Annotated in this window: 25 protein-coding genes and 3 tRNA genes; 13 read left to right on the top strand and 15 right to left on the bottom strand. The window is 69.0% G+C overall.

Annotated features, from left to right (window positions below):
• Nucleotides 1-9 precede the first annotated feature (9 nt).
• Nucleotides 10-1,350, bottom strand: a complete 1,341-nt coding sequence (locus tag K1T34_RS20625; RefSeq protein WP_220245860.1) for a nucleobase:cation symporter-2 family protein — start codon at nt 1,348-1,350, stop codon at nt 10-12.
• Nucleotides 1,351-1,429: 79 nt separating this feature from the next.
• Between K1T34_RS20625 and K1T34_RS20620 the strand changes: the two genes are divergently transcribed.
• Both K1T34_RS20620 and K1T34_RS20615 read left to right on the top strand, forming a co-directional pair.
• Complete coding sequence (locus K1T34_RS20620; protein ID WP_220245859.1) at nt 1,430-2,548, top strand: 5-methyltetrahydropteroyltriglutamate--homocysteine S-methyltransferase; 1,119 nt, start codon at nt 1,430-1,432, stop codon at nt 2,546-2,548.
• Nucleotides 2,545-2,862, top strand: coding sequence for an NIPSNAP family protein (locus tag K1T34_RS20615; RefSeq protein WP_220245858.1), 318 nt, complete (start codon nt 2,545-2,547; stop codon nt 2,860-2,862). The genes K1T34_RS20620 and K1T34_RS20615 overlap by 4 nt, the downstream gene beginning before the upstream one ends.
• Before the next feature lie 102 nt (nt 2,863-2,964).
• Here the strand turns inward: K1T34_RS20615 and K1T34_RS20610 are convergent, their stop codons facing one another.
• On the bottom strand, nt 2,965-3,567 hold the full coding sequence (locus K1T34_RS20610) for a hypothetical protein (RefSeq protein ID WP_220245857.1): 603 nt from the start codon (nt 3,565-3,567) through the stop codon (nt 2,965-2,967).
• A gap of 136 nt (nt 3,568-3,703) precedes the next feature.
• Here K1T34_RS20610 and K1T34_RS20605 point away from each other — a divergent pair, with 136 nt between their 5' ends.
• Nucleotides 3,704-4,459: a rhomboid-like protein gene (locus K1T34_RS20605; protein ID WP_255638616.1), complete on the top strand. Its 756-nt coding sequence runs from the start codon at nt 3,704-3,706 to the stop codon at nt 4,457-4,459.
• A 124-nt stretch (nt 4,460-4,583) separates the two neighbouring features.
• Nucleotides 4,584-6,911, top strand: coding sequence for an EAL domain-containing protein (locus K1T34_RS20600; protein WP_220245856.1), 2,328 nt, complete (start codon nt 4,584-4,586; stop codon nt 6,909-6,911).
• 203 nt (nt 6,912-7,114) lie between these two features.
• On the opposite strand, the gene K1T34_RS20595 is transcribed toward K1T34_RS20600, so the two are convergent.
• The 5 genes from K1T34_RS20595 to K1T34_RS20575 all read right to left on the bottom strand — a co-directional run bounded on the left by K1T34_RS20595 (nt 7,115) and on the right by K1T34_RS20575 (nt 10,318).
• Nucleotides 7,115-7,459, bottom strand: a complete 345-nt coding sequence (locus K1T34_RS20595; protein WP_220245855.1) for a YciI family protein — start codon at nt 7,457-7,459, stop codon at nt 7,115-7,117.
• Between the two features lie 90 nt (nt 7,460-7,549).
• Nucleotides 7,550-7,966, bottom strand: a complete 417-nt coding sequence (locus tag K1T34_RS20590; RefSeq protein WP_220245854.1) for a hypothetical protein — start codon at nt 7,964-7,966, stop codon at nt 7,550-7,552.
• Complete coding sequence (locus K1T34_RS20585) at nt 7,915-8,508, bottom strand: class I SAM-dependent methyltransferase (RefSeq protein ID WP_220245853.1); 594 nt, start codon at nt 8,506-8,508, stop codon at nt 7,915-7,917. Before K1T34_RS20585 ends, K1T34_RS20590 begins: the two co-directional genes overlap by 52 nt.
• An 81-nt stretch (nt 8,509-8,589) precedes the next feature.
• Nucleotides 8,590-9,456 (bottom strand): hypothetical protein, encoded by an 867-nt coding sequence (locus K1T34_RS20580; RefSeq protein WP_220245852.1) that lies wholly within the window; start codon nt 9,454-9,456, stop codon nt 8,590-8,592.
• A 580-nt stretch (nt 9,457-10,036) separates the two neighbouring features.
• On the bottom strand, nt 10,037-10,318 hold the full coding sequence (locus K1T34_RS20575) for a hypothetical protein (protein ID WP_220245851.1): 282 nt from the start codon (nt 10,316-10,318) through the stop codon (nt 10,037-10,039).
• Between the two features lies 1 nt (nt 10,319).
• On the opposite strand from K1T34_RS20575, the gene K1T34_RS20570 reads away from it, so the two are divergent.
• Complete coding sequence (locus tag K1T34_RS20570; protein WP_220245850.1) at nt 10,320-10,748, top strand: hypothetical protein; 429 nt, start codon at nt 10,320-10,322, stop codon at nt 10,746-10,748.
• A gap of 214 nt (nt 10,749-10,962) precedes the next feature.
• On the opposite strand, the gene K1T34_RS20565 is transcribed toward K1T34_RS20570, so the two are convergent.
• The 4 genes from K1T34_RS20565 to K1T34_RS20550 all read right to left on the bottom strand — a co-directional run bounded on the left by K1T34_RS20565 (nt 10,963) and on the right by K1T34_RS20550 (nt 11,837).
• Nucleotides 10,963-11,036, bottom strand: a tRNA-Phe gene (locus K1T34_RS20565).
• A 31-nt stretch (nt 11,037-11,067) separates the two neighbouring features.
• A tRNA-Asp gene (locus K1T34_RS20560) sits at nt 11,068-11,141 on the bottom strand.
• 30 nt (nt 11,142-11,171) lie between these two features.
• A tRNA-Glu gene (locus tag K1T34_RS20555) sits at nt 11,172-11,244 on the bottom strand.
• A gap of 338 nt (nt 11,245-11,582) precedes the next feature.
• Nucleotides 11,583-11,837, bottom strand: coding sequence for a hypothetical protein (locus K1T34_RS20550; protein WP_220245849.1), 255 nt, complete (start codon nt 11,835-11,837; stop codon nt 11,583-11,585).
• A 485-nt stretch (nt 11,838-12,322) separates the two neighbouring features.
• Between K1T34_RS20550 and K1T34_RS20545 the strand changes: the two genes are divergently transcribed.
• Nucleotides 12,323-12,742, top strand: a complete 420-nt coding sequence (locus tag K1T34_RS20545) for a hypothetical protein (protein ID WP_220245848.1) — start codon at nt 12,323-12,325, stop codon at nt 12,740-12,742.
• A gap of 208 nt (nt 12,743-12,950) precedes the next feature.
• Here the strand turns inward: K1T34_RS20545 and K1T34_RS20540 are convergent, their stop codons facing one another.
• The gene (locus tag K1T34_RS20540) at nt 12,951-13,154 is read right to left on the bottom strand and encodes a cold-shock protein (RefSeq protein WP_020669570.1); all 204 of its coding nucleotides are present in this window, start codon (nt 13,152-13,154) and stop codon (nt 12,951-12,953) included.
• A 423-nt stretch (nt 13,155-13,577) separates the two neighbouring features.
• Between K1T34_RS20540 and K1T34_RS20535 the strand changes: the two genes are divergently transcribed.
• The 5 genes from K1T34_RS20535 to K1T34_RS20515 all read left to right on the top strand — a co-directional run bounded on the left by K1T34_RS20535 (nt 13,578) and on the right by K1T34_RS20515 (nt 17,920).
• Nucleotides 13,578-14,813: an Ig-like domain-containing protein gene (locus K1T34_RS20535; protein ID WP_370643830.1), complete on the top strand. Its 1,236-nt coding sequence runs from the start codon at nt 13,578-13,580 to the stop codon at nt 14,811-14,813.
• Between the two features lie 777 nt (nt 14,814-15,590).
• Nucleotides 15,591-15,911 carry a hypothetical protein gene (locus K1T34_RS20530; protein WP_220245846.1) on the top strand — a complete coding sequence of 107 codons (321 nt, stop codon included), beginning with the start codon at nt 15,591-15,593 and terminating at the stop codon, nt 15,909-15,911.
• An 8-nt stretch (nt 15,912-15,919) separates the two neighbouring features.
• Nucleotides 15,920-16,465 (top strand): SigE family RNA polymerase sigma factor, encoded by a 546-nt coding sequence (locus tag K1T34_RS20525; RefSeq protein WP_220245845.1) that lies wholly within the window; start codon nt 15,920-15,922, stop codon nt 16,463-16,465.
• Between the two features lie 8 nt (nt 16,466-16,473).
• Nucleotides 16,474-17,220 (top strand): hypothetical protein, encoded by a 747-nt coding sequence (locus K1T34_RS20520; RefSeq protein WP_220245844.1) that lies wholly within the window; start codon nt 16,474-16,476, stop codon nt 17,218-17,220.
• 421 nt (nt 17,221-17,641) lie between these two features.
• Complete coding sequence (locus tag K1T34_RS20515) at nt 17,642-17,920, top strand: hypothetical protein (RefSeq protein WP_220245843.1); 279 nt, start codon at nt 17,642-17,644, stop codon at nt 17,918-17,920.
• A gap of 102 nt (nt 17,921-18,022) precedes the next feature.
• Here K1T34_RS20515 and K1T34_RS20510 read toward each other — a convergent pair whose 3' ends face one another.
• Nucleotides 18,023-19,381: an MFS transporter gene (locus tag K1T34_RS20510; RefSeq protein WP_255638615.1), complete on the bottom strand. Its 1,359-nt coding sequence runs from the start codon at nt 19,379-19,381 to the stop codon at nt 18,023-18,025.
• A 202-nt stretch (nt 19,382-19,583) separates the two neighbouring features.
• Here K1T34_RS20510 and K1T34_RS20505 point away from each other — a divergent pair, with 202 nt between their 5' ends.
• On the top strand, nt 19,584-20,177 hold the full coding sequence (locus tag K1T34_RS20505) for a PaaI family thioesterase (RefSeq protein WP_220245842.1): 594 nt from the start codon (nt 19,584-19,586) through the stop codon (nt 20,175-20,177).
• Here the strand turns inward: K1T34_RS20505 and K1T34_RS20500 are convergent.
• Nucleotides 20,167-20,889: a helix-turn-helix domain-containing protein gene (locus K1T34_RS20500; RefSeq protein ID WP_220245841.1), complete on the bottom strand. Its 723-nt coding sequence runs from the start codon at nt 20,887-20,889 to the stop codon at nt 20,167-20,169. The genes K1T34_RS20505 and K1T34_RS20500 overlap by 11 nt on opposite strands.
• Before the next feature lie 214 nt (nt 20,890-21,103).
• Between K1T34_RS20500 and K1T34_RS20495 the strand changes: the two genes are divergently transcribed.
• Nucleotides 21,104-21,769: a DUF4097 family beta strand repeat-containing protein gene (locus K1T34_RS20495; protein ID WP_220245840.1), complete on the top strand. Its 666-nt coding sequence runs from the start codon at nt 21,104-21,106 to the stop codon at nt 21,767-21,769.
• Between the two features lie 238 nt (nt 21,770-22,007).
• Here K1T34_RS20495 and K1T34_RS20490 read toward each other — a convergent pair whose 3' ends face one another.
• Complete coding sequence (locus K1T34_RS20490) at nt 22,008-24,335, bottom strand: tetratricopeptide repeat protein (RefSeq protein WP_370643829.1); 2,328 nt, start codon at nt 24,333-24,335, stop codon at nt 22,008-22,010.
• Nucleotides 24,336-26,226 lie beyond the last annotated feature (1,891 nt).

Below are 26,226 nucleotides of genomic sequence, written 5' to 3'. Positions count from 1 at the left end.
CAAGCACCCCTACGGCGCCGACAGCAGATCCGGATCCTTCCTCGCCCCCAGGTGGTTGAACAGCAGGTTCAGCAGGAACGCCAGGATCGACGCCAGCGTGATCGGGCTGCCGCAGATGGTCTGGAGCCACGCGGGGAAGTGCTGGAAGAAGATGGACGTGCCGAAGCGGTCGGTGGCGAAGGCGGGCAGGAGGCCGACGCCGAGGGCCACCGCGACGATGAACGTGTTGTGGTTGCCGGAGAACTCGACCTTCTTGAGGTTCTGCACGCCCACCGCGGCGACCATCGCGAACATGATCACCGCGACGCCGCCGACGACCGGCTCGGGGATCGCGGCGATGGCGGCGCCGACCTTCGGGATCAGGCCCATCACCACGAGCAGGCCGCCCGTCACGGCGACGACCCAGCGGCTGCGCACGCGCGTCATCTGGACGAGGCCGACGTTCTGGGCGAACGCGGTGTCGGGGAAGGAGTTCATGAAGCCGCCGAGGATCGCCGACAGGCCGTCGGTGGCGAGGCCGCGGGCGACGTCCGCGCCGGTGGCCGGGCGGCCCGTGATCTCGCCGACGGCGATCATGTCGGCGGTGGACTCGGTGAACGTCACCAGCATGACCACGCACATCGACAGCACGGCGGCGATCGGGAACGTCGGCGCGCCGAAGTGCAGCGGGGACGCGAGCCCGAACCAGCTCGCCTGCCCTACACCGCCGAACTGCGTCAGGCCAAGGGGAATCGCCACGATCAGGCCGACGGCGAGCGCCACCAGCGGCGCGATCTGCGCGACGAACCCGCGCAGCACCCGCGTGAGGAGCACGATCAGCGCCACCACGCCGAGGGCGATGGCGACGTGCGACGGGGTGGCGTAGTCGGGTGCCTCCGTGTCGTGGCCGGCGATCATCGCCGCGCCCGGGCCGAGCAGCGAGACGCCGATGACCAGCAGCAACGTGCCCGAGACCAGCGGCGGGAAGAACCGGATCATCTTCGCGAACGGCCGCGCCAGCAGGAGCCCGAAAACACCCGAGGCGATCATCGAGCCGTACACCGCGGTGAGGCCGTACTGCGAGGCGATCAGGATCATCGGGTTGACCACGGTGAACGTCGCGCCCGCGACCACCGGCAGCCGCACGCCGATGAGCTTGCCGATGCCGATGGACTGGACCAGCGTGGCGATACCGGCCACGAAGAGGTCTGCGTTGACCAGCAACGCGATCGTCGCCGCGTCGAGCTTCAGGGCGCTGCCGACGATGAGCGGCACGGCGACCGACCCCGTGTACATGATCGCCATGTGCTGCAGGCCCAGCAGGAGCAGCCGCCCGGCGGGCAGTCCTTGGTCGACCGGGTGTTTGGTCATGGGGGCAGCCCTTTCACGCGGATCCGATCGCGCATCTTCTCACGACACATACCGCCGGTTTGTGTGTGACGATGCGAGGATGACTCCGCGTCCCCCCTTCCGCGCAGATCACGTCGGGAGCCTGCTGCGGCCGCCGGTTCTGCGCGACGCCCGCCGCCGGCACACCTCGGGTGAGATCACCTCCGAACAGCTGAAGGCCGTCGAAGACGACGCGATCCGCGACGTGATCAAGATGCAGAAGGTCGCCGGCTTGTCCTCGGCCACCGACGGCGAGTTCCGCCGCGCGTCGTGGCACATGGACTTCATCTACTCGCTCGGCGGCATCTCGCAGAGCGACGAGCGCCTGCACGTGAAGTTCCACAACCTCGCTGGTGACCTCGAGTTCAGCCCGCCCGGCCTGCAGGTCGACGGCCGTGTGCGGCTGGACCAGCCGATCTTCGCCGAGCACTTCGAGTTCCTGAAGTCCCACGTGGACTCCGGCATCACGCCGAAGCTCACGATCCCGTCGCCGAGCATGATCTACTACCGCGGCGGCCGGGCGGCGGTGAGCGAGACCGTCTACCCGGACCTGGAGGAGTTCTTCGCCGACCTGGCCACGGCGTACGCGGCGCAGCTGACGGCGATGGGCGAGCTCGGCTGCACGTACCTGCAGCTCGACGACACCAGCCTCGCGTACCTGAACGACCCTGCGCAGCGCGAGCTCGTCGCGCGCATGGGCGGCGACCCGGACACCCTGCATCTGCGCAACATCCAGCAGATCAACGCGGCGCTGCGCGGCCGGACCGAGGGCATGAGCGTGACGACCCACCTGTGCCGCGGCAACTTCCGCTCGTCGTGGGCGGCTTCGGGCAGCTACGAGTTCGTTGCCGAGGCCCTGTTCGGCGAGCTCGGCGTCGACGGCTTCTTCCTGGAGTTCGACGACGAACGCTCCGGCGGCTTCGAGCCGCTGCGGTTCGTGCCGCCGGGAAAGCGCGTGGTGCTCGGGTTGGTGACCACGAAACGCCCCGAGCTGGAAGACGCGGACGATCTGGTGCGCCGCATCGAGGAAGCCGCGCGGTTCGTCGACATCGACCAGCTCTGCCTTTCGCCGCAGTGCGGCTTTTCCTCCACGGAGGAGGGCAACGAGCTCACCACGGACGACCAGCTGCGCAAGCTCGAACTGATCGTCTCGACCGCAGAACGAGTGTGGGGCCGGTGATCACCTGCGTGGTCGACTACGTCATCGATCCCGCGAAGATCACCGAGTTCGAACGCTTCGCGCAGGCGTGGATGCGCCTGGTCACCCGCGAGGGCGGCGTGCACCACGGCTACTTCCTGCCCGCGGAGGGCGCGAGTGACGAGGCCAGGGCGTTGTTCAGCTTCGAAAGCCTCGCGGCGTACGAGCAGTACCGCGCGCTCTTCGGCGTCGACCCGGACTTCGTCGCGGCCGACCGCATCCGCGACGAATCGGGCTGCGTCGTGCGGTACCGCCGCAGCTTCATGCGCCCACTGATGCCGGACGACGACAGCTGACCCACGAGCGGTCGCCGGGCCGGATTCCGCGCACCGCAACACTTCCCGCGCCACGGGGACGCACAGAGTGGTTGCGAAATCGACGCGTCGGAGCAGCCGGACTCAGATGCAGAGGATGCCCAGTACACACGGCCGCTTGGTCGTCGTCGTGGTCGACGGAGGCGGCGGCGGCTGGTTGTCCGACGAGGCACCACCCGAGCCGGGCTGCGAGCCGGTGGGCGAGGTCGGCGAGTCGGAGCCGCTGGTCGCGGTGCCGGAGTCGCTGCTCGACGTCGTGCCGGGCTCGCCGCCGCCGCGCGGGTTGAGCGGGTCGATGATGGACGTGATCTTCGGGGCGCTGGCCTCGGTGGTCTCGTCGTCGCTCGACGAACCGGAGTCCGAGTCCTGACCGTCTCCGGACGCCGCGATCGAGGCCGGTGGCGGGCTCGACTCCGAGACGCCACCTGCACCGTCGGTGCGGTCGGGCATCTCGATGACCTTCATCTCGGTGAGACGCGTGGCCTCGTCGTTCGTCGTGGTGCCGAACGACACCAGGATCGCCGCGGCGCCACACCCCACGACCACGGCCGCCATCACCGCGACCATGCGCCAGCGCGAGCGCGAAGGCGGTGGCAGACGTTCGCCCCAACCTTCGCGCACGAGTAGTTCGGCGACCGAAACCTCTTCGTCCACCAGCGGGCCTTTCACCAGGAGTGGGCCATTCATACCGCACCGGGCCACCGAACGGGTGAATAATGACAGAAAGTTCTACGCAGTGTGCGTCACTCTAGCGGGTGAGAATCACAGCGCTTTCACAGCTGCCCTTAGCGAAACTCCCAGGATGCCCGGAGAGCCTGGAGTAATGCTGCTGCGAGCCCGACAGCCGGTCACCCTCCGAGACTGGTGGACCCACCGGCTCGTGGGCGAGGCCGCGCCTGCCCGGGTAACGCTGACCTGGCGAGCCGTGGTCCGCAGCTTTGCGCGGGCGCTGCCGACCCCGCGGTCCACACCGTTCACGTTCGGTTACCTCATCATCCTGCTCGGCACCACGCTCGTGCTGCGCTTCGCCGACCCGGTCGTCACGGCGAAGCTGCTGCAGCTCTCCAGCACCGACGCCCACAACCTTTGGCGCCGCCCCCTCGTCTCCCTCCTCAGCAGCGCGCTGTGGCTCGAAGACGGCGGCTGGCTCGCCTACGCGATCATCTTCACCATCGCGCTCGCCCCGCTCGAACGCCGCTTCGGGCCGGGCCGCACGGCGATCGTGTTCTTCAGCGGCCACGTGCTGGCCACGCTCGCCACCGAAGTGCCCGTGATGCTGCTGATCAGCGGCGGCGTGCTGCCGACGACCGCGAGCCGCTGGCTCGACATCGGCGTGAGCTACGGCTTCTTCACCACCGCGGGCGCGCTCGTTTTCCTGCTGCGCGGCCGGCCGCGGATCGTCGCGCTGGTGGTCATGGAGCTGTTCATCGCGGCGGTCTGGGTGTTCGATTCGCCCGGCAGCCTCGATTCCGTGGTCACCGTGCTCGGCCACGCGTGCGCGGCGCACTTCGGCCTCTTCTACTGGGGCCCGCGGCTTCGCGCCCGGCGTGAATCGGCGCCTGCCGGGCGCGACACCTAGGGAATTCGCGGAGCCGGCCCCGACGGCACGTGATATACGAAGGTTCCCCGGCGCATATACATGACAGATCCCTTGGTGGTGTAATCGACGGGCCACACGCCGACACAGGGGGACCGGACGCACTATGGAGGCCGACGCCCTAGCCAAGGCGCAGCTCGCGGAGCTGGCCGAACGCTACCGGCGGCTCGTGGAGCTGAGCGCCGACGCCACCTGCGTGCACGAATGCGGCGTGATCACCTACGCCAACCCCGCAGCGCTCGATCTCTTCGGCGCGCAGTCGACTACTGAGGTCGTGGGCCGGCCGGTCACCGACTTCGTGGTGACCGAACGCGATCGCGACGAGAAGCCCGGGGGCGAACCGGTCGAAACGGTCGTGAAACGAGTGGACGGCAGCACGTTCGCCGTCGAGACGGTGTCGCTGCGCACCGGCGACGAGGCCGCGTCGGCGATCCAGGTCGTGATCCGCGACGTCGCCACGCGCCGGGCCGCCGCCACGCAGGCCGCTGTGGTGTCGCAGGTGAGCGACGCGATCGTGGCGGTGACCGCGGACGGCATCGTCACGAGCTGGAACCCCGCGGCCGAGACCGTGTACGGGTGGATCGCCGGGGAGGCCGTCGGCCGCCCGGCGCGCGAGGTGCTCGGCGCCGATCCCGATCCCGCGGCGATCCAGCTCGCGGGAGGCGTGGTGCAGCAGACGCACCACCATCGCGAAGGGGCTCCGCTCTCGATCCGCGTTTCCGCAGCTGAGATGAATGACGGCCACGTGCTCGTGTGCGCTGACGAGACGGCCCGCCGCCGAGCGGAGCAGCACTACCGCACAGTGGTCGCCGCGCTCGACGAAGGCGTGCTGGTCGTGGACCCGAAAGGCCTGATCGAGTCGGTGAACCCCGCGGCGAGCCGCATTCTCGGCGTGCCGGCCGACGAGCTGATCGGCGTGCCGTGCTCGTCTCTCGTGCTCTTCGACGAGTCCGGGCACCGGCTGCCCGAGGACGAGCTGCCGTCGATCTCCACGCGTCGCACCGGGATCACGCAGAATGGCCTAGTCCTGCGCTTGCGCCGCGCCGACGGCCGTGACGTGTGGGTGGCGCTGACGTCGCGGCTGCTCAACCCGGACGACCCCGCCGGCGTCTCCGTGGTCACGTCGTTCACCGACATCACCGAGCGGCGCGCGATCAGCGCCCGCCTGGCGCACGACGCGACCCACGACCCGTTGACGCGCTTGGCCAACCGCACACTCGTGCTCGACCGGCTCGATCGCCGCGACCGCGTCAGCCCGACCACGGTGCTGTTCCTCGACCTCGACAAGTTCAAGATCATCAACGATTCCCTCGGCCACTCCGTCGGCGACCAGGTGCTGCGAATCGTCGGCGAGCGCCTGCGCCGCGCCACCGCCGCGGTCGACGTGGTGGGGCGCTTCGGGGGTGACGAGTTCGTGGTCGTCACGGCCGGGGCCACGGCCGACGCCGAGGTGCGCTCGCTCGCGGCGCACCTTCGTTCGGTGCTGGCGGAGCCCATTTCCGTGCACGGTCGCGAGCTCCACGTGAACGCGAGCATCGGCATCGTCCTCGTCGCGGCGGGCGACCAGCGCAGCGCCGAAGACCTGCTGCGCGACGCGGATGTCGCGATGTACCAAGCGAAAGCCCTCGGCCGCGGGCGGTACGAGTTCTTCGACGTCGCGCTGCGCGAACGCATGCAACGACGGCTGCGCATGGAGCAGGACCTGCGCGACGCGGTCCACAGTGGACAGCTTTGGCCCGCGTACCAGCCCGTGGTCGACCTGCGCACCGGCGAGATGGTGGGCGTGGAAGCGTTGCTGCGCTGGACCCATCCCGGCCACGGCGCGATCTCGCCCGCGGAGTTCATCCCGCTGGCCGAGGAAAGCGAGCTGATCAACGAGATCGGCAAGTTCGTGCTGCGCGACACCACGCGCGAGGTGGCTGCCCTGCGCTCGTCTCGCGGTCTGGACCTGTCACTGAAGGTGAACCTTTCCGTGCGCCAGCTGGAAGACCCGCAGCTGGTGCCGGCCGTGCGCGACGCCCTGGCAACGACGGGTCTGCCGCCGTCCGCGCTGTGCCTGGAGGTGACGGAAAGCGCGCTGATGCGCGACGAGGTCGCCGCCGCGGAAGTGCTGGCAGCACTGCGTTCCCTCGGCGTACTGCTCGCGATCGACGACTTCGGCACGGGCTATTCCTCGTTGGCACAGCTGCGCCGCCTGACCCTCGACACGCTGAAGATCGACCGCTCGTTCATCACCGGCATCGCCGACTCCCGCGACGCCGCGGCGATCGTCGCGAGCATCATCGCGATGGCGCACGCCGTCGGCTTGACCGTGGTGGCGGAGGGCGTGGAGACGGCCGAGGAGCTGGCGCTGCTGCGTCAGCTCGGCTGCGACCAGGCCCAGGGCTACCACCTGGGTCGGCCGGTGCCTGCCGCGGAGCTGTTCGCTCAGTAGCGCTTTCGCAGTGCGTCGTGTTTTTCTCCACGTTCTCGAACGGGCTCGTCTCGACGTGCGCCCGCGCCAACTCCCTCAGCGCCTCGGCTGACGGTGGCCGGCGCGGGCGTCCGACCCGCTCGAGGCACGCGTCGACGTCCACTGCGGCGGTGTTCCACTCCCCGGTCATGGCGACCAGGGCGCTACCTCCACCGCGGTGCAGATCAAGCCTCGTGCACCACCGGCCGCACCTCGACCGCGGTGTGCTTCGCCTCCGGAACCTGCGCGGCGAGCTCGATCGCCCGCTCCTTCGTGGGGACGTCGACGAGGTAGAAGCCGCAGAAGAAGGTCTCGCTGCCGTGGATGAGGCCGGCCTCTTGCCGCGCCTTGCCATCGCGCACCCGCACGGTGACGCTCTCGTCGGGCGCGGCCAGCGCCTTGGTCTCGACGAACTCGGCGGCGTTGTTCTTCATGAAGGCGTCGTGGCCGTCGTACACGTCCTGCTTGGCGCTTTCGGGAAGGTTCTCCCAGACGGCGGGGGTCATGTTGATGGTGAGCAGGTACTTCATGGTGGGCTCCTTCGGTCCGGTGTTGGTTTCACCGGGTGGTCGGAGCCGGGGTGGTGGTCCGGACATGGCTGCGCGAAGTTTTTTCTCGCGTCAGCCGTAGTGGGCCTTCAGCCGGTTCACCACGGCGCCGAGCAGGCCGGCGGTCACCGCGACGGTTCTCGGGCCGAGCGACACGTTCGATACGTCGGAGATGTCGAGGTGGATGCGCAGGTTGTCGAACACTGCGTCGGCTTGGCTGTCTTGGATGTTCGCGTGGTCCCAGGGCCCGGCGACCTTGTCGTCCCAGGGCCTGCCGAACCGGTGGCCGGCGTCGGAGAAGGCGTCTTCGCCGTTGTACCGCCGGACGTCGAGGTGGAGCGTTCGGGTCTCGGAACGATCGACGGTGTAGCCGTCCTGGCAGGCGTAGAACCGCCACCTCGACAGCTCCGCGACGCGATCGTAGCCACGGCTCGCCTTCAGGCTCGGCTGATCACCACGTACCGCTCGTCGTCGATCTCCGCGCCCCACAGCGCCGGGTCGTCCAGCTTCTTGACGTGTGCCTCTCGCCGGTGGGCCAGCACCAGTGCCCGGCACTGCGCCGCCGTCAGCCCGGCCCCGGTGGACCACCGCCCCTCGACGAGCACCAGACGCCCGCCGGGGCGCAGCAGCCCGGTCCAGCGCGCCAACGCGGCGGCGGGATCGGGCATCGCCCACAGCACGTGCCGGACGAGGACCACGTCGTACGCGCCTGCCACGCACGGTGGGTCAGCCGCGTCGCCGTGCCTGAACTCGACGTGGACCTCCTTGGCCGCCGCCTTCGCCTCGGCGAGCTCAAGCATCCTGCGGGACAGATCCACTCCGGACACCTCGTACCCCGCCTCGGCCAGCAGCACGGCGAGACTTCCCGTCCCACACCCCAGATCGACCACAGATGCCGGCTCCTTCGGCATGAGCGGCAGCAGGAGATCCCGCCACGCCACCCGCACGGCCGGATCGCGCAACCCGTGATCCGGCTGCTCGTCGAACTCCGCGGCGTGCGCGTCCCAGAGGTCTTGCGTCACGTGCGGCATCCTGCCAGCCGTATTCGGCGCGGAGAAACGAGAAAACCGCCTCGGCCGAAGTCGAGGCGGTTTTGGCCTCACAGATCGGTCTCAGGGAACGCACGTCCACCGTACGGGCAGCGTCTTTCCAGTCGCCGAGTCAACGTAGTCGCCGCCGACGACCCCGGCTTCGGTGATCGATGCGGCGACCGCGCGGGTAGAGCCGGCCGGGGCGGGCAGGTTGTGCCAGTTCCCGCCAGGAGTGACGACAACCGGTGACGTGGTCTGCTCGCCCGGCTGCCGGTAACTCATCAGGACCGTACCGGTCGAAGTCACCGCGAGCCCCTCGGTCGTCGGCGTCCCCGGTGTCGAGAGCAACGCCCCGGACAGGTCCCATTCGACCGCCCCGTATCCCAGAACGGATCCGACGATCCGCTGGCCACGGATGCCCGACACCCCCGAAACGGCTCCGCCGGGTGGCACGGTGAGGGTTCGACGAGTTCCATCCGGCGCCCAGACGTACCCGTAGGCAGCCGAGTCGATCACGCCGGAAATGGCGACGCTCCCGTCATCACCGATCTGCGGGAACGCCGGGAAGAAGCCGTCCGGAGTCGACAGGACGACCGGCGGGTCCGCCTGGTGCCCGGCCCGCCACACTGCGACCTTCGCAGCACCGGCGCGCGAGATCAGGCCGACGATGTCACCGGCGCCGTTGATCCCGTTGAGACTCGGGGATTCGCCTCCGAACACCGAAGCCGGCTGAAACGCTCCGGCGTGGTACCACAGCGGCGAACCAGTCCCGGCCTCGCCGGAGCGCTCACCGACCACGTCACCCGCCGCGTTGATCCCCGTCAGAGCCAGCGATCCGCTCGGGGAGGGCAGCCCTTCCGGAACGCCGTCATGCCAGAGGATCAACTGTTGTCGGCCACTGGTAATACTCCGACCGGCAAAAGTGGTGGTCCCGTCGGTCGCCGACACGAGCGCACTCGTAACACCCGAAGGCAGCACGAGAGGCTCGGCGACGTAGGTGCAGGCCGCTTCCGCGGCTGCGGGCGTGGCCACCGCCACGAGCGTGACTGAAGCGACGACGGCGGCCGTGGCAAGCGCGACCAACCCGGATCTCAGCATTCGCAAGGGTTCCCTCCCATTAGGACAACACGGGAGGACCGCACCACCACCGGCCGTCCTCGACGGCACGGCATCCCCCCATTCAGCCAGCCTCGCGGATCACGCACGCGCGCAACAAGGGATCGAACAAATGTTCGATCAGATGGCCCAGTCTTGGACGCGTCACGAATGCGGCGAGCGGAGCATCTTCAGGGGCCACATCACTCGCAAAGCCCGAGCTCGCGAACGTTTCCGCAGATCAGAGGTCGAATTCGCCCAGAGTCCTGATCGGCCCCGGAAACGAGAAACCGTCCCGACCGAAGTCGAGGCGGTTCTGGGCTGTAGCCAGGGCCGGGGTCGAACCGGCGACATTCCGGTTTCAGTCCTAGGCAAGGCTGCTCAGAGCCCGTCAGGCCTGGAACGGGGCGTGAGGGGCATGGCGCAAAGTTATTCACACACAGTGGATAAATCCCGCGAACAGATCACTCCGTGTGATCACGAGTGGATCACCGAGAGCGGGAATTCCGGGAAAGCCCGGCAGGATTCGGTGCATGCGTTTGTCTCGAAGATTCATCGCCGTCGCCTTCGTGGCGGCGGCTGCCGCGGGGTGTTCGAACGGTGGGAGCGGAGCGGTGGTGGCGGCCGCCTCCAGCAGCAGTCCTGCGCCCATCACGAGCGCCAGTTCGAGTACTCCTCCTCCGGCGCCGTTCGTGCCGGCGGTGTCACCGGCCAAAGTGACTGCGGCATGTCCGTATCTGGGCCCACAGGAGATCGCGAAGGCGATCGAGGACCCGAACATCTACGACAGCAGGGAACTATCCCCGAAACCAACCGGGTACGGGTTCACCGCCTACGCCTGCGAGTACAACCGCGCCGACGACCCCGGTTCCCACCTGGCGGATCTCGCGGTTCTCCCCCTGCCGACAAAGCTCCCGCAGGAGAAGGCGCTGGAAACGGCCACCGAGCTCTGCGCCGACAAACCGCAGTCGCTCACCGAAGCCGCGGTCTACTGCCTCAGCAAGGACAACGGCACCGCGATCACGGTCGCCGTGCCGAGCCACAGTGTGACTCGCATCGCCATGTTCTCCTTGGCCGCGCCCGTCAACGACAGTTACCGCGACGGCTACGTGACCTTGGCGAAAACCCTCGCCGACCGGCTGTGATCACGACAACGCCGGAGGCCGGACCGAAACGCAGCCAGTAGCACGATCATCGGGGATGTCGCGTCGCGTCGGGGCAGCACAAGCCGCTTCCACCGCGACATCCCCGCGACCATGCCGGCGATCGTCGACCTGGCGTTGGTGCCACGCGCGCCGAGTTCGGTCCCGGAAAACAAGAAAGCCGCCTTGACGTGAGTCAAGACGGCTTCTTCGAGCGTGGCCAGGGCCGGGGTCGAACCGGCGACCTTCCGCTTTTCAGGCGGACGCTCGTACCAACTGAGCTACCTGGCCGGGAACGCCGGCTAGTAGCCGAACGATCTTGCGACCCTGACGGGACTCGAACCCGCGACCTTCGCCGTGACAGGGCGACGCGCTAACCAACTGCGCCACAGGGCCTTACTGGTACTGCGTCTAGCTTGTACTGCGTACTCCCAACGGGATTCGAACCCGCGTTGCCGCCTTGAAAGGGCGGAGTCCTAGGCCACTGAACGATGGGAGCCCAGCCGGTTTCGGCGAACCGACCGACTGCGCTCTCAGGTTCCCCCGGGAGCGATTACAAGCATAGGGCACGCCCCCACCGCTTTACACCGGGGGGTGACTAACCCTCCGGCAAGCCCATGACCTGCAACAACAGCACCAGCGAGGCGGCCAAGCCGAAGGTCGGCCCCACCGGGCGTCGATCAAGCTCGCGCCGGCCGCGAAGCAGGCGAAGCGATCAACCCCGATCCTCGGGCGCCGAAGAGCCGGCGCCTCGAGAACCGTCAACAAGTCACACGACAGCCCACGCCGAGCCGTCGAGCCACTCCGAGCAATCCCGATCCCAACCGACGACAGACCTCAGCGCTGAACCGGCGCCTGTCCACCCTCGTCGAGATCGAGGCCGAGCATCTCCAACAGCTGGGAGCAGTCGTCGACCCCCAGTGCGCCGTTGGCGACGGCAAGGCGGGCTCGCCGCACTTGATCGTCGGAGACGCGTTGGCCGTCGGTGGCCCCGCGTTGTGTCGGCACGCCGCCGCCGGTCAGCGACGTGCTTCCGCCATCGGCACCTTCGTACCGAAGGAGGAACTGTCGAACTTCCACAGACCCGCTCATGGCCCCTCCGCCCGGTTCTGAACAACTGGCCGCGAGGCTAGCCAGAGCGAAGCGCCACAGGCAGCCCCCCGGAGAGTGAACCTGGGAACACTCTCCGCACAACCCTGTGCAATCGCCGAACACATTCACAAGATCGTGAATGTGAACCGGAGTGTGGATTTCTCACGGGTTCCACTCGCCCAAGCCCGAAACTCGTGCAACAATCGATGGTGCTGACACACCCCCGGTCAGCGCCTGTGGAGATCCCCTCCGACCCCCGCGTTCCTCCCCCTGGCGCGGGGGTCTCTCCATTTCCGCACTTTTGCGTGGCGACCTGCTGAAACTCGCCTTGCGCAAGGCGTGAACAGCACATCCACAGACGGTTATTGAACAGCGTTTACCGTTGGGCTGATCAGGTGATCGAATAGGCTCAATGAGCGACCGAATTGCTTGTGTCGTGTCTCACAGTCGTTTGTTTGCCGAGACCCAACCGTTATCGTGTTCGGGTGCCTCTTCCCTCACTCGGCCGCCTCGGCAGCCGTACGAACCTCAAGGCCGTCTCGTCCGGACGGCACCGCAACGCCGCCAAGTCGGCGGGCGAAGAAGTCGTCGAGGACCAGGAGCTCACCAGCTACCTCGCGGCTCTCGCTCCGGACTCCGACCCCGAAAGCACCGGGACCGGCAAGCGCTTCGGTGAGGCGCAGGTCTACCAGCTGCGCATGAACCTCATCGCGAGCCAGCAGCTCAAGGACATCGCCAACGAGCGCGACATTTCCCCTCAGGCGCTGGCGATGGAGTGGATCCTGGAACGCCTCTCCTGGGAGGGCCAGGCCGCGTCGGCGCAGGAGCGCCGGCACTCCGACGCGATGACCGACGAGTTCAGCTTCCCCCAGGGTTCCTTCGACGAACCGCTTCTCCCCCGCTGATCGAAGCGCGACGAACGCAGGCGAGAAAGCCCTCGGCGCACCAGCGCCGGGGGCTTTTCCATGACCGGACGTCACGCTGTGTCAGTGAAACCACGCTGTGTCAACAAAACGGTGTCACACAACAACTTGTCACGAAAAAAAGGAACTCCCGGCGAGTGACTCACCGGGAGTTCCTTACTCAGGCCTGAACAAACGCGTTGGGCTTGTCTCAGATCGGGCGGACCTTCTGGGCCTGCGGGCCCTTCTGGCCCTGGCCGACCTCGAACTCCACTCGCTGGTTCTCCTCGAGGGTGCGGAATCCGCGCCCGTCGATCTCCGAGTAGTGCACGAACACGTCACCCTCACCGCCGTCCTGAGCGATGAAGCCGAAGCCCTTCTCCGCGTTGAACCACTTCACAGTGCCTTGCGCCACCGCTGTACTCCTCGTAACAGATCCGCTTCGAATGCCACCGAAGCGGCACCCCAGGCCGTCCCGGGCGGTTCCAACGAGTCGAGCGAAGAGCTGTCGGGCCCCACGGCTCGCGTCAGAAGTTCCGCGAGTGTGAAGCCACGAACACGCAAAACGACGGCCTGCTCAGCAGCCTACCGAGATCTGGCCAAATCTGAAGCCCGTGATCTCGCAGATCGGTTCACAGACTCGCACGTCACCGGAACGTCGTATCGCCGCCTACGCAGCGCGGTCGGTCCATCCGGTTAGGCTGATCGCGCACGGCCGCGCCGGACATCACCGTGCACGTCCTGAAGTCGCCTGGGCCCCGTACGTGAGCTTCGCGAGGTTGGTGTGACGTTGGTCACTATCCAATCGATCAACGTTCGGGCCCTTCGGGACGTCTGGGTGGTTGGGGTTGTCCCGGGGAGATTGGGGATCGGTGTGACTATCCGACACTTCGCGCGCCGTAGAGCGGGCATCGCGGTTCTGGGGGTCGTCGCCGCGCTCACGCTCGGTGCGTGCAGCAGCGATCCGACCACCGTGAGCGCCAGCGGCAACACGGGCGGGGGCCCGACGAAGGCCGCGCCGGTCGCCAAGCCGGCCACTCTCACGCTCGCGCCCGCGGCCAACGCCAAGGACGTGGCGCCGGGCGATCCGGTGAAGGTGACCGTCGCGGACGGCACGCTCGACTCCGTCACGCTGACGAACCCGGACGGCAAGCAGGTGCAGGGCCAGCCGTCGGCGGACAAGAAGAGCTGGGCCACCACCGAGGACCTCGGCTACAGCAAGACCTACACGTGGTCCGGCCAGGCGACCGGCAGCGACGGCAAGCCGGTGCAGATCAGCGGCGCCTTCACCACCGTGAAGCCGCGCCGGCAGATGGCGGGCAGCCTGAACGTCGGCGACGGCCAGACGTACGGCATCGCGATGCCGATCGCGCTGACATTCTCGAGCGCTGTGAAGGACAAGGCGTCCGTGGAGAAGGCGCTGTCGGTGGAGACCACGCCGAAGACCGAGGGCTCGTGGGCCTGGCTCAACGGCGACACCTCCGCGCACTGGCGTCCGAAGGAGTACTTCGCGCCGGGCACCGAGGTGAAGGTCAACGCGAACATCTACGGCGTCTCCATGGGCAACGGCACGTACGGGCGCCAGGACATCTCCGCGAGCTTCAAGATCGGGCGCTCGCAGATCGTCAAGGGCAACACCACGCAGCACCGCATGCAGGTCATCCGCGACGGCAAGCAGGTGATGGACTTCCCGGTCAGCTACGGCCTCGACTCCGACCCGGGCCGCGTCACCCACAGCGGCGTGCACGTGGTGATGTCGAAGCACGCGACGTACTCGATGAGCAACCCGCGCTACGGCTACACCGACGTGAACGTCCCGTGGGCCGTCCGCATCTCCAACAACGGCGAGTTCATCCACGGCCTCGCGGGCTCCGTCTGGGCGCAGGGCAAGAAGAACATCTCCCACGGCTGCCTCAACCTGTCCCCGGCGAACGCGAAGATCTACTACGACAGCGTGTTGCCTGGCGACCCGGTGGAGATCACGGGCAGCACCCAGACGCTCACGTCGAAGGACGGCGACTACAGCGACTGGACTTATGACTGGGCTGAGTGGAGCAAGTTGTCCGCGGTGTGAGTTCAAGGTGCGCGGTGAACGGCCGGGGGTTGGTGCCTCCGGCCGTTTGTCGTTGGTGGGGGTTGTTTGGTGGGGGTTGTTTGGTGGGGCGCAAGCGTTTGCGGTCTGGTCGGGGTGGGCCCGGTTCGCGACTCGGCGCTGGGCACGCGGCCGCGAGTCACAGCAAGTCGGGATTGGACCTCCGGCAAGGCCTTGCGACCCAGCGTGGGGCTCGGTCCTGCTGCCGGTCGCGGGGCGGGCCGCATTTGGTTCGACCACGGTGCCTGGCGGGACAGCGGGTGCCGGCGGCCAACTCGCATGGGTTGCGCTCCGGGTCGAGCCTCACGGCGGAGGCGCGGCGCCAATCCGCGACGCCGCGACCTCTCCGAGACCCGCAGCCAGGCCGCGCGTGGTTCGACCACGGTGCCCGGCGGGACAGCGGGCAGCGGCGGCCAACTCGCATGAGTTGCGCTCCGGGTCGAGCCTCACGGCGGAGGCGCGGCGCCAATCCGCGACGCCGCGACCCCTCCAAGACCCGCAGCCAGGCCGCGCGTGGTTAGACCACCGTGCCCGGCGGGGGCAGCGGGCCTCGGCAGGCAGCGTGGACGTCCGGCTTGGTGGAGCGTCGGCGAGGGTGCCGGGCGTTGGCGGGGTGCGTCGTGGGACGGGGTGCGAACGCCGGCGGGGGGTGCGGGAAAAACTTGGCGAACTCGATGCAACCCGGTGCGGCGCCGGCGGCATGACTAGCGGCAGAAGAGGCGCCGCCGACCGGGGTGCCCGTGAGCCTGAGGAGCTGTTTTGCGTATTCGTTTCGCGTTGAGTGTCGGTGCGTTGCTGCTGGCCGGGGGTGCCCTGACGGGCGGGGCGGTGGCGTTCGCGCAGCCGGCGCCGCCGACGGCCGCGACGCAGCCGACGTTGCCGGCCCAGGAGCCGCCGTCGGCTACGACGCGGCCGGCGTTGCCGACGCAGCGTCCGACCGAGGTCGCGCCCCCGACCGCGGTGCCGACGCGGATGCCGGCGCAGGCTCCGGGTGTGCGGGCGCCGAGCGGCGTGCGCGTGCCGACGGCGATCCCCGCGGGGCCGACCGGCGACCTGAACCTGCCGGACATCTGGGGCTGATCGCGCAGGTGATCTCCCGCTCCCGTCCGGTGTCCGGGCCGAGCTCGCCGTGGGACGGCGAGTTCGCCCGGTACTTCGGCGAGCGCGCGCACAGCCTGCGGGCCACGGCGTACTTGTTGTGCGGCGACTGGCACCGCGCCGAGGACCTCACGCAGGCCTCGCTGTTGAAGCTGTACCTCGCGTGGCCGCGCCTGTCGCGGCACGACAGCCTGGACGCGTACGCGCGCAAGATCGTGCTGCGCACGTTCCTCGCCGAGAACCGCCGCAGCCGCTGGAAGCGGGAGCGCCTGACCGACGCTCCACCCGACGTCCCCACCACGGACGCCGAAACCGAACACGACATGCTGGTGCGCCAGGCCCTCGCGGTGCTGGCGCCCCGTCAACGCGCCGTGCTGGTGCTGCGGTACTTCGAGGACCTGTCCGTCGACGAGACAGCCGCCGCCCTCGGCTGCAGCACCGGCACGGTGAAGAGCCAGGCCGCCCGAGGCTTGGCCACTTTGCGCAACCGGCTGGGGCCGCACTTCGTGGCTGTGGCTGTTCCTGGAGGGAGGTGACTGTTCCGGTGAACCGTGATTTTGGTGGTGCCGACGGCTTTGGGCGTGGGCCGGGAGGCTCTGACGGCTTCGGCCCGGGCGACTTCGGCTCGCGCTCGGGCGGATCTGGCGGCTTCGGCGGTGACTTGACGGGCTCGGGCGGCTCTGCCAATGGCGGCTCGGGCGGCTCCCGCTCTGGCCGCGACTTCGACTCAAGCTCGGATCGCGACTTCGGCTCGGGCTCGGGCTCGGGCTCGAACCGCAACTTCGCCCTCGACTCGAATGCCGACACCAGCTCCGACCCGACCTCCGACACCGACGTCCGCGCCCTGTTCTCCACCCTCCCGGACGGCCCACCCCTCACCCTCTCGGCAACCGACGTCATCAACGACGGCGCCCGCATCCGACGCCGCCGCAAGCGCCTGGCCGTGGCCGGCAGCTCCGTGGCCACCGCGGCGGTCCTCGTGGTGGCCGGCCTGGCCGTGAGCTTCGCCGCCGGCCACCACGGCCCGCCGACGCCCGTCCAGCCCGCCGGCCCCGGCTTGTCGACCCTCGCGCCGACGCCTTCGCCGTCGAGCTCCCTGCCGACCACCCCACCCACCGCCGACACGACCGCTCCGCCCGGCAACCCGACGCCGACCCGCTCGGCGGTCCAAGCCCCGGGCCAGCCGCCGGAGTCCCTTCCGTCTTTCCCCCGCACGCCGGTCCGTCTGCCCCCGTCGGCCACCACGGTCCCCACGCATGTCAGCGCACCACCGGTCGCCACAACGCGCTGAGACACCGCCACCCCCGCACGAGTGGACCGCTGGGCCCGGCCGATCCGCGCGAGTGGACCACTCGTGCCGCGCCCGTCGCACGACCGGACCCATCGAGCCACCGCCGCTGCACGAGTGGACCAGTCGTGCACGGCTCCCAGCCCCAACGGACCGCCACCCACCCGGCACGAACGGACCGGTCGAGCCACAACCACCACGCGACTGGACCTTTCGAACCGCGTTCGCGCCGCGACTGGACTGGTCGAACCACGTCAGCGCCGCGAGGGGACCGGTCGCGTCGAGCCGTGCGGTGCGAGGGGGACCGGTCGTACCAGCAGACGAGGCGTTCGGGCGGCAAAGCCGAGCCACCAGCGGCCCAGACCTCTCACTCAGTGAGGCACCAATCCCCTGTTCAGACCACAGTTACCGCCCCACAACCAGGGTGGCCGACGTCACCCCGGCCAAGTGGGTTTTCGGCGAAATATCCGGGCGCCTTGTGGCGATGTTTCCTGTGGTGGTCGACGAAGGCCGCCGACATCCGTGCTCAGCCGGTCGAACCAAGAGCGAGCCGGCCCGAGAACTCGAGGAGGAAGCAAAAATGGTGTTCGCCGCACTCATGATCGAAACCGTAGTAGCTGTTGTGGTCGCCGGTGGGTTGGCGACTTGGGCGCGCAAGCGTTTCGCTGCTCCTCGCCCGGTCGAGGTTGCCGAGGTTCGCTGAGCGGAGCAGCCCACGAGCTGTCCACAGTAGACGCAGTAGAAATAAAAGCGGCCCGTCCCCCAGCACAAGGGGGGACGGGCCGCGAAACAAACAAACCCGAACTCAGCGAGCCGCACCCGCCAGCTTGCCACCCGTGTCCGCGGTGTCGATCTGCTCGATCGGCACCTGCGAAGTCTCCGGGATCTTGAAGATCGGCACCAGCGCGATCACGGCGGCGATCATCAGGTAGTACGCCGGCCAGTCCTTGTTGCCCGTGCTCTGGATCAGGGCCGTCACGACGACACCACACGTACCACCGAACAGCGACGTCGAGATGTTGTAGCCGATCGCGAACGAGCCGTAGCGCACGCGGGTCGGGAACATCGCCGGGAACGTCGAGCCAATCACGGCCAGCATCAGCACCAGCAGGAACGCGACGATGCCGAACCCGACGATCAGCCACAGGATGCTGCCCGACTGCATCAGCTTGATGCTCGGCCAGCTCAGCACCAGGAACCCGATCGCGGCGGTGATCAGCAACGGTTTTCGCCCGATGCGGTCGGACAAAGCGCCCAGCGGCAGGATGATCGCGGCCTGCACGATCTCCACGCCGATGATGATCAACGTGGACGTGTTGTCGTTGATCTTCAACGTATCCGTGAAGTACGTCGGCATGGTCGTGAGCAGCATGTAGTCCGCGATGTTCAGCAGCAGCACGATGCCGATGAGGTTGAGGATCATCCGCCAGTTGCGGGTGAAGGTCTCCTTCAGCGGCGCCTTCTTCGGCTTGTTGCCGGAAGCCTCGAGCCGCTTGAACTCCGGCGTGTCCTCGAGCTTCGAGCGCAGGTACAGACCGATGAGGCCCAGCGGCAGCGCGACGAAGAACGGGATCCGCCACGCCCACGCCTCGACCTGGTCGGCCGGCAGGGAAAGCGTGACCGCGAGCACGACGACGTTGCCCAGCACGTAGCCGCTCAGGGTCCCCAGTTCCAGGAACGATCCGAAGAATCCACGGCGTTTCGTCGGTGCGTACTCGGCGATGAACGTTGCCGCGCCGCCGTACTCACCGCCCGTGGAGAAGCCCTGGATCAAGCGCAGCAACAAGATCGCGATCGGTGCCGCGATGCCCATGCTGTATGGGCCCGCGTAGGTCGGCAGCACGCCGACCAGGAACGTACAGCCCGACATCAGCAGAATGGTGATCGCGAGAACCTTCTGCCGCCCCAGTTTGTCGCCCAGCGGGCCGAAGAACGCCCCGCCGAACGGCCGCACGATGAACCCAACCGCGACCAGCGCGAGCGACTTCAGCACTGCGTTGCCCTCGCCGGGGAAGAAGACCGTGCCGATGCTCGTGGCGATGGCGCCCGAGGTGAAGACGCCGTAGTCGTACCACTCGGTGGCGTTACCCATCGCCGACGCGAGGACTGCCCGTTTGACGGTTCTCGGATCCACGTCCGGTGTTTTCGCCGTTGCCTCGCTCATCCCCGCGACGACCTCCTCGCACGCGACCCAGTAGCTCCGATGCAGCTCATTTCCCGAGTGTTGTCCGGCTGGGATTAATCGGCAGCGTGAGACGCGAAAGTTCTACCGTACGGAATTTTCCGACTACTGTGCGCTTAGGAAAACGCGCGCCGCAGGTCAGGCCGCGTACCGCGAACGGCTACTCGCGGGTTAACGTCAGCGCATGAGTCGTGTTTCTGGACCGTGGCCGCCGGTGTCCGTGGAGCCACCCGCTGTGCACCCGAAGGCCCCCGCGGCCGGCACCGAGCTCGGCGTGCATTTCGACGAGTGTTTCGGCTGCGGCGACGAGGTGGACGCGGGCCTGCGCCTGCGTTCGATCGTCGGCGAAGGGCACACAGTGCTCTCGAAGTTCACCGTCACGCCCGCCCACCAGGGAGCGCCCGGCCTCGCGCACGGCGGGCTGCTGGCATGCGCGTTCGACGAGGCCCTGGGCAGCGCGGTCGGCAACCTGCTGCGGCGCCCGGCCGTGACCGGCAAGCTCGAGACAGACTTCCGCCGGCCCGTGCCCGTCGGCTCGACGCTGCACATCGAGACCCGCCTGGACGGCACGGCGGGGCGCAAGATCTACGTTTCCGCTGACGGTCACCTCGACGCGCCCGACGGGCCGGTCGCCGTGACCGCGCGCGCCCTGTTCGTGGCGGTCGGGTTCGAGCATTTCACGACGCACGGTGACCCGGCGGCGTTGCAGAAGCTGGCCGACGCGCGCGAGAAGCAGCGTCGCGCGCAGGACGGTCAGGAGTGGGAGATCAATCCCTGACCTCGGGTTTCGCGTACAGGATTTCGCGGGCCTGCTCCGCGGCGCGGGCGATGCTCTCGCCGACGAAATCGACAAACCGGGCGATGTTCTCCAGGCGCGCGGCCGCGGGGGTGTCGCGGCCGAGGATCGCGACGCCCTGGCGCGCGGTCTCGGCGAGCTGGGCGTTGGCGCGCGCGCTGGCGAGGACGGACTGGTACCAGACGTCGTTGTCGGCGACGTAGCGCTCGCGGCGGCGCTCGTCGCGCTCTCTGCTGAGAAGGCCCAGGCCGTCGAGGAGTGAGACGGCCTTGGAGACGGACGCCGGGCTGACCTGCAGGTGGCGGACGAGCTCGGCGGCGGTGACGCTGCCTTCGTCGCTGATGTAGAGGCGGGTCAGGACGCGGGCGGCCATCCGGGGGAGGCCGGATTGCATGAGGAGGACGGTGAAGGTCTCCTCGTACTCGCGGACGGCTTCGGCGTCGCGGCCGTGGGGTTGCGGGGCTTCTTGACTCAGGGGCGCTGCTGTCTTCTTCCGGCGCCGGGTGCGGTGCTCGGTGGCGTGGTGAGCCAGGTCGGCGCGATACGAGGTGGGGCCGCCGTTGCGCATGACCTCGCGGGTGATGGTCGACGTGGGGCGGTCGAGGCGGCGGGCGATTTCCGCGTAGGCGAGGCTGTCGGCGAGGCCCAGGGCGATCTGCTGGCGCTCTTGCTGGGTGAGTCGGCCGCCGGGCATCTCTTCTCCCTCGTGTTGCTTGCTGGGTCTTCAGCGTAGCTTTTATTATGGTTCATTGCAACGGCTGTGTTGCGTTAGATTTTGCTCCATTGCAATGATTGCGCGGCTTTGAGCTGGTCTTTTCTTGTTCCCGTGCAACGGATTTGTTGCCTGATTCTTGAACGCAACGTAGCGTTTCTCATGTCGGAAACAACGAGCACAGGAGCTGATCCAGATGCAGAAGTTCACCACCACCGCCCCGATCTCCGCCTTCGTCACCATTCCCGCGGGGCGCGTTCAGTTCATCGCCGCGGACCGCGCCGACACCGCCGTCGAGGTCCGGCCGGCGGACGCTTCGAAGGCCCGCGACGTGAAGGTCGCGGAGCAGACCACGGTCTCCTTCGCGGACGGCGTGCTCCGGATCGAAGCCACGGCGAAGAACCAGATGCTGGGCGCGTCGGGCTCGGTCGAGGTGACCGTGCAGCTGCCCGCCGACTCGCGCGTCTCCGCCTCGGCCGCGAGCGCCGACTTCCGCGGCGTGGGCCGGCTGGGCGAAGTTTCGTTCGAGGGCTCGCACGGCGCGATCAAGCTCGACGAGGCGGCCGGCGTGCGACTGTCCACTCAGGCCGGTGATGTCTCGGTCGGCCGGCTGAACGGCCCGGCTTCGATCACGACGGGTAAGGGAAACATCGACATCGCGGAGGCCGTGCGCGGGTCGGTTGTGCTCCGGACGTCGGCCGGCGATGTGTCGGTGGGTGCCGCTCCGGGCGTCTCGGCTTCGCTGGACGCGGGGACGTCGTACGGACGGGTCCGGAACTCGCTGCAGAACGCCGGTGGTCTGGCGGACCTGACCATCGAGGCGACGACGGAGTACGGGGACATCAACGCGCGCAGCCTGTGACTTCGGGTTGGTGCTGGGGATGGCTGGGGGCTGGAGTGGAGCCGGACGGTTGGGTCGGCTCTGCTCCTTTGCCCCCTGGGCCCGGCCTGGACAGGCCCCCGCCCTCCCGAGGGGGGCGTCCCCGAGTCCATTCTATCGGCCCCCACCGACAAAAAGCCTGGTGAGAGCGGGTTGAGGGGTAGTTGTCCACAACCCGGACGAGTGATTACCAGGCGCCATTCAAGCCCCGGGGAGCGGCCTACGTGAACGTCCGCGGACGGATCGAGTTGGCTCGGTCCACCAGCGCTACCCGGTCCTCCGTAGTCCCCGCCAACCGAGCCAACGTGCGGTAACACCGCTCCAAACCGAACCGCACATCCCGCTCCTCCAGCGCGTACCCGAGGACCTTCGAGGTCTCGGCCGGGGAAGGCGCGGAGGGCGTGCGAAGCCAGTCGTACGCGGCTTCGAGGACTTCGGCGGACAGGCGGGTTCGGCGTTCGGCGTCGAGGTTGAGGCGTTCGAGGCGCAGGGAGGCGTCGAGGAGGTCCTGTTCGGAGATGCGGGACTGCTCCGAGGCGGCGCTGGATTGGGTTTTGATCTTGATGGCGGCGACCTGGGCGTCGAGGTAGTGCGTGGAGGTGGCGGGGACCATCTCCAAGACCTCGACGGCGCTGGCTCGGGCGCCCTGGGCCAAGTACACGCGGGCGAGGCCGAAGGCGGCGCTCACGTAGGTGCGGTCGGTGCGCCAGACGAGCTCGTAGTAGCGCGCGGCGCCGAAGTAGTCGCCGACGCCCTCCGCGCTGACGGCGAGCGCCAGCTTGGGGGCGATTTCGCCAGGGAGGTCGTCGTAGACGGCTTCGAAGGCGACGTGCGCGACGCGCGGGCGGGCGCCGGCCAGCTCGATCAGGCCGCGGTACCAGTCGATGCGCCAGTCGTGCGGGAAACCGTTGCGGATGGCCAGATACTGGGCCGCCTGGAGCTGACGCTGGGCTTCCACGAACTCGCCGAGCTCAATGCGTGCGCGGACGATGCGCAGGCGCACCTCGATGGACTCGCGCGGCGCGCCGGCGAGGGCTTCGATGGCTTCGCGCGGGTCGAGCGCGGTGGTGGTCGCCAGGACGCCGGCCGCGGGGTCATCGGTATCAACCTGCGGGATCGGCAGGCCGGCGACGACCTCGGCGGGCTCGGGCAACGGCACGGTCGTGCCGGCTTCGGGGACGACGAGGTGCACGCCGAACGTGCGGCTCTCAGGCCCGAAGACCGTCGACGCGGCGGGCCGCGGTTTGCCCGTGCCGAGCGCCATGATCTCGCGCAGCACGCCCGTGAGCTGGTCGGCCATGTCCTCGGCGGCGAGGAAGCGGCGGTCCGGGTCGACATGCGTCGCGCGCTTGAGGAAGCGGTAGTACGAACCGAAAAGCGCGAACAGCGGCACGGCGTCGGGGCCGGGCAGCGTCGACTTGAACTTCGTGGTGTAGCCCTGGAACTCGAAGCTCAGCACGGCGAGCGTGCGGCCGACGGTGTAGAGATCGCTCGAAATCGACGCACCCTGCGTCGCCAGCTCGGGCGCGCTGTAGCCGGTGGTGAAGAACAGCGGGCTCTCGTAGTCGTCGAGCCGCCGGACGGCACCCAGGTCGATCAGCTTGAGCTGCTCGTGGGTCTGGATGACGTTGTCGGGCTTGAGGTCGCAGTAGAGCAGGCCCTGGCTGTGGAGGTAGCCGAGGGCGGGGAGGATCTCGAGGCCGTACGCGATGACCTGCCCGATCGGCAACGGCTCGGGCCGCTTGCTCTCCCGGTGGTGCTGCAGGGCGAGCTGGCGCAGCGACTGGCCGCCGACGTACTCCATCACGATGTAGCCGACGGACGTGCCGGTCTGCGCGTCCGGGTGCTGCACGAAGTTGTGGATCTTGACGATGTTCGGGTGCTCGACCTCGGCGAGGAACCGCATCTCGTTGGCGGCGGCGGCCATGGCGGTCGCGTCGCCCGTGTCAATCAAGCCCTTGAGGACGACCCACCGGTCGGAGACGTTGTGGTCCTGCGCGAGGTAGATCCAGCCGAGGCCGCCGTACGCGAGAGCGCCGAGCACTTCGTACTGACCGCCGACGAGCTCGTTGGGCTGCAGCTTCGGCAGGAACGAGAAGGACGTGCCGCAGTTGTCGCACTTGCCTTCGGGGTTGGCGGGCTTACCGTCCTTGGCGCGGCCGACTTTCGAGCCGCAGTTGCCGCAGAAACGCTTTTCCTCGGAGACGACGGGGTTCGCGAGCACGGCCGTCGCGGGATCGCGGTACGGCACGGGCGGGACGTCGATGAGGCCGGCGCCGAGGCGGCCGCGGCGGGAACGTCGGCTGGAGGTGCGGGAGCCGGTGCGCCGGGAGGTGCCGGGGAACGAGCCGGTGCCGCTGCCCTGGGAGCCGCTGCCGGTGCCGGTCCCTTCGCTGCGGGTGCCCGTGCCGTGGCCTTCGCTGCGGCTCGCGGCGACGACGCTGTCCGTGCCCGGGTCCGGCAGGGATTCCTGCGGTTGGAGGCGCGGCGACGGCGGCATGATGCTCTGCGTACCGGGGCTCGGGTTCGCGAGGACGCTGGTGGGCATCGGCGCGGCGGGGTCGACGGGGGCGACCGGCTGCTGGGACTGCGGGAGGATGACCGGAGCCAGGTCGCCCGGGGGGCGGGTGGGGTCTTCTGGCTTGGCTTCGGGGTTTTCGGTGCGGGCCGAGTCTTGTTGCTGTGCCGGGTCTTGGTGCTGCGCCGGGTCGTCGGTTGCGGTCGGTTCGGCGACGCGGTTGGCCTGCTCGGAGGGCTGGCGGCCGGTGAAGGTGGCCTGGTTCGGGTCCGTGGCTTCGCTGCTGCGGTTTCCGGGCTGGGTCTCGGAAGGCTGCTGGGCGGAGCCGGCCTGGTTCGGGGTGTCGGACTCGGGGGCGCGGGCTCCTGGCTGGACTTGCTTCCAGGGGATCGCGGTGGAGTCGGGGGTGCGGCTGGGCTGTGCGGAGGTGCCCGGGTTTTGGGCGGGGTCGGCGGGGCGGCCGGACTGCGTGAAGGTGCCCGGGTTTTGGGCGCCGGTCGCGCTCGGGTCGGCGGCGCGGTTGGGCTGCGAGGAAGTGCCCTGGTTCGGGGTGCCGGTCGCGCCTGGGTCCGCCGGGCGGCCGGGCTGGGACGAGGTGCCGGGGTTCGAGCCGGGCTCGGCGACGCGGTTGGACTGCTCCGGAGCCGGGCGGCCGGGGGCGTACTGGGAGCCGGGGTAGGGCTGGCCCTGGGTGCCGGGGCGGGCGGGGTGGCGTTGCTGGCCCGTGTGGGACTGGGGCGGGTAGCCCGGAGTCTGCGGGTACGCGCGGGATGGGGACTGCGGGGATTGCGGGTGCGGCGGGTAGGGCTGGCTTTGCGACGGAGGCTGCTGGCCGTACGGAGGCTGGGGGTAGCCGGGCTGGCCCTGCTGGCCTGGACCCTGCATCTGGCCCGAGCCGGGTTGGCCTTGCTGCTGGCCCGGAGCGCCCGGCGGCTGCTGGCCTTGCGACTGAACCGGGCCGCCCTGCGGCTGCTGGCCCGGACCACCTTGGTACGGCTGCCCCGGGTACTGCGGCTGCTGCACACCTTGCGCCGGAGTCTGCTGACGGTAGACCGGGGTGTTGATCACGGTCGGCGACTCGGGATCCGGCCGAGCGGCCGGGTCGAGGCGCCCGGACACCGACGGCTCCGGCGTGTCCCAGCGGACCGGCGGCGGCGGAGTCCACGAGGGCGGCTCGGCGCCCGCTTTCTCGTCCGGCGCGGCATGCCGAGGACGGCGCGGCTCCTCCGACACAACTACCTCCCGAGATCCCCGCGGAAAAAGTCCCTCATTGATCCTAGTCGGGCACCACGGCGCGGGGGTCCGGACGCCTCAGGTCCGCCCGAAGGGACCTGCCGCGCACCGACGCTTGGCCGACGGAACCGCCTGCGGAGCTGGGAACCGGCGCGACTGGACCATTCGCGCACGGATTCGGGACGACCGGTCCACTCGCGCGCGCCGCCGCGAACGGCCCAGTCGCGCGGCCGCCGCGGCGCGAAAGGTCCAGTCACGCAGCGGCGGCGGTCCGTACGGTCCCCTCGCGAGGTTGATACGGCGCGAGCGGTCCCCTCACGCACGGGCACCGATGCGAGAGGTCCAGTCGCGCGGCCGCGGCGGTCTGAACGGTCCCCTCGCGAGATTGGAGCGGCGCAAGCGGTCCCCTCGCTTGGTTGGTGCGGCGCGAGCGGTCCAGTCGGACGGCCGAACCGGTGCAAGCGGTCCCCTCGCTTGGTTGGTGCGGCGCGAGCGGTCCAGTCGCGCGGCCGAAACCGGTGCGAGAGGTCCAGTCGCGCAGCGGCGGTGGTCTGAACGGTCCCCTCGCGAGGTGAGAGCGGCGCGAGCGGTCCAGTCGCACGGCCGAAACGGCGCGAGCGGTCCCCTCACGCACCGGCGGCGGTCTGAACGGTCCCCTCGCGAGGTGAGAGCGGCGCGAGCGGTCCCC

The organism is Amycolatopsis sp. DSM 110486 (assembly GCF_019468465.1).
GTDB lineage: Bacteria > Actinomycetota > Actinomycetes > Mycobacteriales > Pseudonocardiaceae > Amycolatopsis.
The sequence above is the reverse complement of the archived record's forward strand: the minus strand, read 5'-3'. Positions and strand labels throughout refer to the sequence as shown.